This is a genomic window from Polaribacter sp. IC066 (genome assembly GCF_007997085.1).
Lineage (GTDB): Bacteria > Bacteroidota > Bacteroidia > Flavobacteriales > Flavobacteriaceae > Polaribacter.
Genome location: NZ_VORR01000144.1, coordinates 1 through 1059, shown reverse-complemented (window position 1 = coordinate 1059; position 1059 = coordinate 1). Strand labels below are relative to the sequence as shown.

At 34.9% G+C, this 1059-nt stretch carries 2 protein-coding genes; one reads left to right on the top strand and one right to left on the bottom strand.

Annotation, left to right across the window (positions count from 1 at the left end; translation table 11 throughout):
• The coding region (locus tag ES044_RS18300; RefSeq protein WP_147187477.1) for a nucleotidyltransferase family protein at positions 1-640 on the bottom strand (640 nt) is incomplete at its 3' end.
• 40 nt (positions 641-680) lie between these two features.
• Here ES044_RS18300 and ES044_RS18295 point away from each other — a divergent pair.
• Positions 681-872: a hypothetical protein gene (locus ES044_RS18295; protein ID WP_147120800.1), complete on the top strand. Its 192-nt coding sequence runs from the start codon at positions 681-683 to the stop codon at positions 870-872.
• Positions 873-1059 lie beyond the last annotated feature (187 nt).

Below are 1059 nucleotides of genomic sequence, written 5' to 3'. Positions count from 1 at the left end.
TCAACACGCTTACGCCATTTAGAACTTGACTGTCTTTCGCTACAAAATGATAATTAAATTCATCAGAAAACTTTTCTATTAAAAGCTCTTTGTGAATCTCTACGGCGGCAATAGCACCCTCTTTTTTTAATCTCGGATAATGTTTAAATTCCGGAAAATCATAATCCGTTTCCAATACTTCTAAATATCCATTCTCTCTTAAAACTTTGATTGCTTTCGGATACGTTTCTTTTGAGAAAATAAAATCAATATCTCCCACCATTCGCTCGGCAATATCTGTATATAAACCCGCTAGTAGGTTTGCAGTTCCTTTTAAAAAAATAGGCGTAATCTGATGCGCTAATAAAAGAGTATTCAGTTCTTTTGCCTGTGTAATTATTTGCTGGTTTCTATCTCGGTTTAAACCCGTTATATGCTCCATATACCCCACCAAGTCTTGCGGCAAATAGTGTAAAAAACCTGCACGCTTTAGGTTACAATACAATGCCGGAAACACAAAATGTTCCGTACTAATTTTCACCACGGCATCCCAGTCGATTGTGGTTGTTTTTAATTGTTTTTCTATCGCTACCCTATTCTTATTTTCTAATGAAATTGTTAAACAGGTAGCAACAAAATAAAGTGTTTCTTTATAATTCATCTATGTGTTAAAAAGCAAATTTATATAAAATTATGGGAATATGTTGCAGAATCAGGTTGTTTGTTGTTCGTGGTTGGTTTGTCGTGGTTGGTGGTTGGTTGGTCGTGGTTGGTGGTTGGTGGTTGGTGGTTCGATGTTCGATGTTCGATGTTCGTTGTTCGTTGTTCGTTGTTCGTTGTTCGAAAAACGATGGTCGAAAAACGGTAAACGATTAACGATTAACGATTTATAAAATCAGCATCTAAAACCGACATACTTTTATTTTTTATAAAAATTCAAAAGATATGAAACGGCAAGAATCCAAAGAGCTTGCGGTCTGGATTCGATAGTGAAATATCTTGTAGAATTTAAGAAAAATAAAATAAGTCTAGATTTTTGTTTCTTGGAATTTATCTTGAGCGAAGTCGAAAGGTCAATGG

Bases quoted from the DNA above. Each gene is read 5' to 3' on its own strand.
- ES044_RS18295 (WP_147120800.1), top strand. From the start codon at position 681: ATGTTGCAGAATCAGGTTGTTTGTTGTTCGTGGTTGGTTTGTCGTGGT.